Here is an 8,772-nt window from a genome sequence, read left to right as displayed (position 1 = left end):
AGTGCTGAAATCCCTCCGGGGAATCTCCGTCGCTTTAGCGCGGAGAGTAGTCAATGACAGAAGATTCAGTATTGATAAACGCCGGAATATTGCCGAAATCCCCGTTGAGGATATAGGCACCGATAACTTCCGTTTGTCCGCCGTTGAGGGTTTCTACGAGGGTTCCTTCGTCTTCAGTTTTATATCCGAAAATCCAGAGGTTGCCGCCGTCGTTTTTGACGCGAACGCCCCCTCGGGTAACTTCGGGGTTGAACTGTCGGGCCCAAACATTTTGGTTCTCGAACTCCCACGGACCGCCAGTTACGTCCTGAACGAACAAATCCCCGGTTCCGTTGGCGGTATTGCGATAGCTGCTGACGAACAAACTCGATAACACCCAGGTTCGATCGCTATCGTGAAGGAACTCGATACCCCCCGCTTCAATCCGCTCGAAAACCACCGTCGAAGCAGTTCCGTCCCCCAAACGGACAACAGCCCCCGTCTCCGTTTGTAACTGTGCCTCAGTTCCCAAAAAACGCCGGACGTTGTTTCTCAGTTCCAGTTCTCCTTCAAGTTGCCAGGTTCCGTTGGGCAGATAAACCGTAGTCGCCCCGGAATCGATGGCCGCTTGAATCGCCGCCGTATCGTCGATACCGTCGCTGGGAACCCCACCGAAGGCCAGGGGACTCGCCCACTGACTCAAAGCGTCCCACGGCACTTCGGGGGTTTCGCGAATGTCCAGGTTGAGGGAACGTTGCGGACTGTCGAAGAGGGTTTGAAACTCCCCTCGGGCGATGGCTTCTTCCACGAATCCATCCGGTTGTTGGAAGTTGCCATCAATAGCGAATTCGTACCCGGAGGTATTGAGGTTGCGGACGTAAAGCTGTTCTTCGTTGTAAACAGCCGCTTCGTTACTGGCGTTCCCCACCCCTTGCAGGTTGGCATCGATGAGGGTGACGCTGTTGAGGCCGTTGGGTTGGTTCCACAGGGCGGGAACGGCGTTGACGCTTTCTAAGCCTCTGACAAAAATGGTTTCGTTGAAGTTCGTCCAACCGTATTGGTTTTGACCTTCGAGGCGAATGTTTTCAAAGGTGAGACTGGCGGTCGGGTTGAGGGTGCGAATGCCCACATCGAACCCGATGACTTCTAGGTTTTCGATAAAGGCGGGGCCGTTTTCGTCCGGGGCGAGGTCGAGGCCGATTTGTCCCTGGCCGTCGCGGGAAATGATTTTGACGTTACTGAGGGTGCCTTGGTTGTTGGCGATATAGCTGATTCCGGAAGCGTCGGGGTTGCCGACGCCAATATCGACGGTTAAGTCGCGGATACTGTTACGGAAGCGTTGGGCCGGGGGACTCCCGGTGAAGATAATGGCACTGTCGAGGCCGGAGTTATCTTGTAGTTTGAGGATGGTACCGTCGCGACTTTGCCCTTGTAGGATGTTGCGTTTTTGGCTTCCGGCGTATACCAGGGGGGCGCTAATGTCGTAGACGCCGTTGGGCAGGTAGAAGATGGTGTTACCGGAGGGGTTTTCGTCGAGGGCTTGTTGGATGGCGGCGGTGTCGTCGATGCCGTCGTTGGGAAGTGCGCCGAAATCGGTAACGTCGATGATGCCGGAATCGTCGGGAAAGACGATGTTTTCGGTGGGAACGACGGTTGAGATCTCGAAGTCGAAGGTTCCGAGACTGCCGCTGTCGTAGAAGTTGAAATCGATATCGCGCACGGCGTTCGGTTCGAGGGTGATGCGGTAAGGACCGCTGTCGCTGGCGTCCCAGGTTCCCCCCGGTGGGTCGATCGCATAGCTGACGTTTGCCGGGTTGCCTCGGCTGTCTGAGTTGATGTTGACGAGGGATACCTCGAGAACGGTTCCGCTGCCGTCGGTGACGCTGATATCGCTCTCGTCGATGCTGGACGGCTCGAGGGTATAATCGCCGTGATAACTGACGGTGACGGTGTAGGGTAAGGCACTGCCCTCGCGAGGGACGGCGTTGGGAGCGAGTAGGCTGACGGTCGATAGACTCGACGGGGTGGATACGATCTGTGAGGACATGGCGATCGAACTCTTAAGTGAAACAGCAAGGGGTGGGGCAAGTTTTTGTGGTTAAACGGTCTCACTTGCCCCCAAAGATGAAGTTTTTGTTACCGATGCAGTTGTGCTTTGCGCATTTTTACTTAAGCCAAATTTTTATGCCTCCGTATTTTTACGGAACATCGAATTTCTAGCTGAGACGTTGGCTCCCAACAGAGGTTCCGCAAATTTATTTTTTTTCTCAAATTATTGGATCGTTAAATGAGTGGAGTTATGGGCGACTTCGCTCGAGTTAACGTCGTCAATATGGAGAAAAATTCAAGATTTTGAGAAGTTAGTAAATTTGGCGTTCTCGAATCCAAAAAGGTGACGTTTAAGATGGCGATATGGGGTAGATTCACCCTTATACCTTCCCTTTTAAACTATATGTTTTTGCTTTTTGCTCCTGTTTTTGGATGAAGTTATACTGCATCGCAAGCAAGTTTTATGGCAATATTCAAGGATTTGTGTCAATATCCAATTTCGCTAAATTGCTATATAATATACCCGACATCTTGGAAATGCCGGGTATCTGGAGAGAGAAGCTGACCAGCGGAACCAAATTTCAAAAAGTTATCTGTAAAATTGCCATGCCAAAACTAACGAGTTGGTGGCAAAACTCGCCGATCGATCGCCTTTCCAATTGGTCTAAATTGAGGAAAGCGCGACTCGACAGAATGCAACGATCGATTCATGACCGTAATTTTACTGAGCTTTACCGCAAGTTCATCGCAGAAACGGTAAACCCTCACCAATATTTTACGTAATTTCCGATATCCTTTAGAAAAGCTTTACGAATTTACCTTGAAAAAGCCTGAAATCATTAAGTAAAATCGCGAGTATTTCCGTAACTTTACAGACGCCACTGAGTGACGAAGTGTCCTGGGAGCGATCCCCATCGCTCGAAGACTGTTTGGAAAGTTGTCGATCGAGGATGGGGAAGTGGGCGCTCTAGCAATTAAGGTATTGAGTCAAGGTCAACGCATCGACGCCTAACTCGCTCCGTTCTTCGGCAGCCTGTCGTCCGGCGTGGGCGTGCCACCATACCGCCGCCGACACCAGCGGTTCGATAGAAACGCCCTCAGCGGCGGCCGTGGCCACGAGTCCCCCCATCAACCCGGTTAATACATCTCCGGTTCCGCCTCGGGCGAGGGCGGGGGTACTGTCGGGATTGACGTTGACGAACCCGCCGGGATAGGCGATGGCGACTCGGGCGCCTTTCATTACCACGATCGCCTGACTTTCGGCGGCGGCGGTTCGAGCGGCCAAAACGGGAGTCGCCTCTTCTAAATTTGGGAACAACCGCCGGAATTCGCGCCCGTGGGGCGTCAAAATCAAAGGCTTCGCCAGGGTCAACTCATCTCTCGGCTGTCCTTCTCTCCACTCGGACAGGCGAGACAGGAGGTTTAACCCGTCGGCGTCGAGAATTAAAGGACTCGTAGTGTGGAGAACGGTTCGGACGACGGCTTCGGCTTGCAACGTCAAGCCCGGTCCGCAGGCGATGGCGTCGTATCGATCGATCTCGAAAGATTCGGGAAATCGATCGATCGCGCCCCCCTCAGTTTCAGGACATCCCAACACCAAGGCCTCGGGTAACTGGGCGTGAACCAACGGTTTGACGGTTTCAGGAACGGCCATCGATAACATCCCCACGCCGCTGGCTCTCGCCCCCAATCCGGCTAAAATCGCCGCCCCGGAATACTGACGGGAACCGCACACCAACAGCAAATGTCCCTGTTTGTACTTGTGCGTCGCCCGTTTTCGGGGAAGCGGTAACGCCGCCAAGGCCGTCTGACGGGTGATGCGTTGCCACGACGGCGTTTCTCCCAACTCCGCCAAAACATCCGTTAACGGAAGATCGACTTCCACGAGTTCGGCATCTCCGATAATGTCTAAAGCTGAATCTCGAAAAAATCCCAGCTTCCACAACCCCAAACAAAAAGTGTATGTCGCCTTTACCGCCGTTCCTAACACTTCTCCGGTGTCGGTGTGGAGTCCCGAGGGAATATCGATACTGGCGAGGGGTTGCGGTTGCTGGTTTATCCAGCGGACGACTTCGGCTAAGTTCCCTTCGATGGGGCGAGTTTGTCCGAAGCCGAACAATCCGTCTAGGAACAAGTCGCAGGTTTGAAGGGATTCCACGGATTCGACGAAGGGAACCCCCAAATGACGGACGTACTGCGCTTGTTGGGACGTGAGGGATTTGGCTTTGTCTCCCAAGGGACGGTAGACGGAGACGGGAAAGCCCCGAACGTGGAGTTCTCGAGCGATAACCAGGGCGTCGCCGCCGTTGTGTCCCGGCCCGGCGAGAACGCCGATATGGGGGTGGGGTTGGGGAAAATCTCTGTCTAAAATCGCCATCAGACGTGCGGCGGTGCGACTGGCGGCTTTTTCCATTAAGGCGGAAACGGGCATTCCGGCCTCGAACTGACGGGATTCGATCGATGCCATCTGTTCGGCGGTGACGATAACGCGATCGATGGCGTCGAGGGGGAAGGGAAACGGCGTTGTCATCGGTTTAGGCTCAATTGAAGATGTGGCGTTTGGGTTTAAGCCTAACCCGAGGGGACGCTTTCCTCCAAAGGCGTCCTAGACATCGACGAGATCGCTGGCGTGGTAAGAGGTCATGGCGAAGGGACGGGAGCGAGTCAGATGTTTGCGGACGACCTCTAACACCGCTTTGGGGTTAGGGGGTTTGCTCAAAAACTCCGAGGCTCCGCTGAGGTTGGCCCGCACGCGATCGAGGGCGCCGTCGCTACTGGTCAAAATGACGATCGGCGTGGCTTGGAAGACTGAGGTTTTTCGTAGAAACGCACAGAGATCGCAGCCGTGGATGACAGGCATGGTCAAATCGAGGAAAATCAATTCAGGCTGCTCGGATAAGAGCGTTGCCATTTCCTGTAACGGATGTTGAATGTTAAGGACGCGATAGCCTGCGGGTTCTAAAATCTGTTTGAGCCGTTCTCCCACGATTGGGCTGTCGTCGATACAGGCGATCGCACTGCGTTCTCCGGTGACGGCGGCTTCGACGAGCTGCATTTGCTCGAAAGGAGAGGGCAAATCGGGTAACGCGCGAAATTCCAGGGTGCCAGCTTCCACGAAATGATGGAGCGTGCGCGTCAAATAAGCCAGCGATCGCTTGCGCTTTTGGGCGATATCCCAAAGGCTATACTGTCCCCCTAGCAGTTGGCGCACTGACAGCGACGATTGGGAAAGCTGCGCTTGGACTTTTTGAGCCTGAGCTTGCCAACGGGGGGCGTCGTCGGGATTGATATAACTCAACCCCATTCCCTGCCACTGTTGCCACAAGTTGATGGCGTCTTTAAACAGGGCGTCGAACTCGGATGTTGTCAGACGTAACCCCAAGGGCAAAGGCGTCTCGGGACGAGAAACGGGAATCCAACGGACGCTCAGCTCGGAGCTGTCGAGGCTGCTGAAGAGGACTTCCCGCGTTACCGAGGCCACGATGCCTCGGACTTGGGCGAGATTCAACTCCTCTCGTCGCAGAGCGCGATGGAGTAGTTGGTATTCCCACAATCCCGTCGGCGAAATGGAGCGGAGATCGAGTCGCCAGTGGGGACAGTGCTTTGCCAGAGCGCGGTTCCAGCGGCGGACGCGGTGACGGCCGCCAATTGTGTAGAGTAACTGGCCGTCGATAAAGTAATACTGCCAACGTTCGCCCCGTCCGTTTAAGAGCAGTTTTCCGGTTTTTTCGTGCTGCTGGATTTCGGAAAAGCTACGGGCGAGCGTCGCAATGCCGGGTAGATGAGAAACCATGATGGCGGCAAAAGCGTTTGTTTTATCTATTGTATCTTGTGCTTTCTCTTAACTCCTATCCGTGTTTTCCGTATAGTTTTTTAATAAGTTCAATGATGTCTTTCAGTAGTTTTACTCAAGCCTTCAGCCGACGATATCCGATAATAAAGATAGCGGTGCGATCGCACGCCGTTACTGGTCGCGGCGAAAAGTTTGTCCGAAAATCGATCGACATCCACCGTGGGAACGCACGAGAACAGGGGATCGAACAACAGTGAAACGACTGGCTACGATCTTGGCCGCAGGGCTTTGCGGTGTTTCTGTTCCCTTTTGGTCTCTCCATGTCACCCCAGCGCCTCGCCAGGGGGTCGCCATGGCCGAAAGCCCCTCGGCAACTGCCATATCGTGGATCGAACGGGGACGACAACACTATGCATCGGGACGACTGTCTGAGGCGATCGATGCTTGGAATCAAGCCGTAACTCTTTCCGATCGCCAGGAAGAGCTTCTCAATGGGATTTTAGCCCGGAGTTATTTGTCTCTGGTCTATCAAGATTTAGGAAACTGGCGTCAAGCTGAGGTGCTACTCGAGGCAGCAGTGGCGGCGGTCGATCCCACTCGAGACGACACTCGATCGAGTTCCGTCTATGCCCAAACCTTCAACAGTTTGGGCAATTTCCACCTCCATCTCGGCCGCGCCGAAGCCGCCCTCAGCAGTTGGGAACGAGCGCAACAGTGGTACGATCGCGCCGGAGACGAACTCGGACGACTCGGCGTCGAAATCGATCGCGCTCAGGCGTTGCAAGCCTTGGGGCTGTATCGGCGATCGCAAACAGTCCTCGAGTCCGCCAATCGAGGGCTTCAGGAGCAGCGGGATTCCGCCCTCAAAGCGATGGGATTGCTCAGTTTGGGAAACGCCCTCTATGTCCTCGGCGATCGCCAGCAAGCTCGAGATATCCTTCAAGAGAGTCTCGCCATCGCCCAGAATCTCGAAACCCCCTTCGACCTCAGCCCGATTTGGCTGGCCTTGGGCAACAACGAACGGGCGGACAACCACTTCGATATCGCTGCCGACTACTACCAACGGGCAGCCGCAACAACGCAGACCCCTATAGCACGAATCGAAGCTCAAGTCAATACTATCGGCTTGTTCGCCCAACAAAAAAAACCCGAGTTGGCGATGCCGAGGTTACTGTCCCTCTACGAAGCGTTACAGGAGCTATCGCCGAGCCGTCGAGGAGTGTACGCCCGCGTGAACTTCACCCAAAGCTGGTTCGAGTTGTCTCAACAAACGGCCGAGCTGCCCGTTAGCGATGTGGCCGTAGCCGATCTGTTAGCCACGGCCGTCCGGCAAGCGCGACAACTCCAAGACCCTCGTTCTGAGGCTTACGCCCTAGGTCAGTTGGGGCGTTTGTACGAGAAAAACCAACAGTGGACGGAAGCGCGACAACTCACCGAACGCGCCCTGGCCGTCGCCCAAGCCGTCAAGGCCGCCGATATCGCAGCCCGCTGGCAATGGCAACTCGGGCGCGTGTTGAAGGAACAAGGGGATTACGAAAGCGCCGTTTTAGCCTACAGCAGTGCCATCGAGAGCTTGCAGGGATTGCGACGAGATTTAGCAGCTATCGCGCCGGAAGCTCAGTTTTCCTTCCGCGACAGCGTAGAGCCAGTCTACCGTCAGTTGGTGGACTTGCTGTTGACGCCGATGGGACCGAACGCGGAAGTCCCTCAAGCCAATCTCGTCCGCGCCCGGGAAACCATCGAGGCGTTGCAACTGGCGGAGTTGGATAACTTTTTCCGAGAAGCCTGTCTCGACGCCGCCCCGGTGGAAATCGACGAAATCGACGCTCGAGCGGTCGTGGTTTATCCGATCGTTTTGCCCGATCGCTTGGCGGTGATTTTGTCAATGCCGGATCGGGATCTGTATTATTACGAGACCCGGATTTCCGAAGCGGAGATCGATCGCACCTTGGAAGATTGGGTACAGTACCTCAATCCGATTTTTCCGGAGCGATTGCGTTTGGAACGGGCGCAAACCCTCTACGATTGGTTGATCCGTCCGGCTCAAGAGCAGTTAGCCCAGCAGGATACGACCACGCTGGTCTTCGTTCTCGACGGAATGTTACGAAACTTACCCATGGCCGCGTTACACGACGGCGATCGGTATCTCATCGAACGGTACGGCGTCGCCCTCGCCCCGAGTTTGCGACTGTTACAAAGTGAGGAAGTCCGGCCGTCCGAAAACGCTTTAGCCTTGATGGGGGGACTGTCTGAGTCGCGACGGGGATACGCGGCACTGCCGGGGGTAGAACGGGAAATCGAGGCAATTGCGTCGCTCCTGCCCAGTCAAATTCTGTTGAATCAGGAGTTTACGACAATGCAAGTTCGAGGCCAAGTGCGAGAGCGCCCTTTTTCGATCTTGCACTTGGCCACCCACGGACAGTTTAGTTCCAATGCTGACGAAACCTATTTGGTGGCCTGGGACGGTGAAATTAAGGTGAAGGATTTAGATCGGTTGTTGCGATCGCGCGAAACGGGAAACCGCGTTCCTATTGATTTGTTGGTGTTGAGTGCCTGTCAGACGGCGGCGGGAGACAAACGGGCGGCTTTGGGACTGGCGGGGTTTGCCGTGCGTTCGGGGGCCCGCAGTACCCTGGCCACTCTCTGGTCTGTTAACGATCGCTCTACCGCCGAGTTGATGACGGCTTTTTACGAACAGTTACAGCTTCATCCCGAGCGATCGAAGGCTGAAGCGTTGCGACAAGCACAGTTAACCTTGTTGCGAAGTCCGAAATACAAGCATCCGTTTTACTGGTCGCCGTTTGTTTTGGTGGGAAATTGGCTGTAAAACCCCTTTAAAATCGCGATAAGTCACCTCGATCGATTGCTCGTTCCGAAAAACTAAACAATTTGTAGTACGGTAAGTTTGGCAATCGCACGGTCGTCCTGGCAAAGATCGAGGTCTGATTGAC

The 8,772-nt window shown here is 54.7% G+C and carries 4 protein-coding genes; 1 reads left to right on the top strand and 3 read right to left on the bottom strand.

Translation table 11 applies throughout. The features are described 5' to 3' along the window. Positions 1 to 34: 34 nt before the first annotated feature. From ACP5D4_RS19735 to ACP5D4_RS19725, 3 genes are all read right to left on the bottom strand, one after another. On the bottom strand, positions 35 to 2,026 hold the full coding sequence (locus ACP5D4_RS19735) for a glycosyl hydrolase family 28-related protein (RefSeq protein WP_428013324.1): 1,992 nt from the start codon (positions 2,024 to 2,026) through the stop codon (positions 35 to 37). A gap of 969 nt (positions 2,027 to 2,995) precedes the next feature. Further along, entirely contained in the window at positions 2,996 to 4,558 is a 1,563-nt protein-coding gene (locus tag ACP5D4_RS19730) for an NAD(P)H-hydrate dehydratase (RefSeq protein WP_428013323.1), read from the bottom strand. A 75-nt stretch (positions 4,559 to 4,633) separates the two neighbouring features. Next, the gene (locus tag ACP5D4_RS19725) at positions 4,634 to 5,821 is read right to left on the bottom strand and encodes a response regulator (protein ID WP_428013322.1); all 1,188 of its coding nucleotides are present in this window, start codon (positions 5,819 to 5,821) and stop codon (positions 4,634 to 4,636) included. A gap of 253 nt (positions 5,822 to 6,074) precedes the next feature. Here ACP5D4_RS19725 and ACP5D4_RS19720 point away from each other — a divergent pair, with 253 nt between their 5' ends. Then, the gene (locus ACP5D4_RS19720) at positions 6,075 to 8,648 is read left to right on the top strand and encodes a CHAT domain-containing protein (RefSeq protein ID WP_428013321.1); all 2,574 of its coding nucleotides are present in this window, start codon (positions 6,075 to 6,077) and stop codon (positions 8,646 to 8,648) included. Positions 8,649 to 8,772 lie beyond the last annotated feature (124 nt).

The organism is Baaleninema sp., from assembly GCF_049974805.1.
Classification (GTDB): Bacteria; Cyanobacteriota; Cyanobacteriia; order Cyanobacteriales; family Geitlerinemataceae; genus Baaleninema.
Note: the sequence above shows the minus strand (reverse complement) of the source record. Positions and strands in the feature narration are given on the sequence as shown.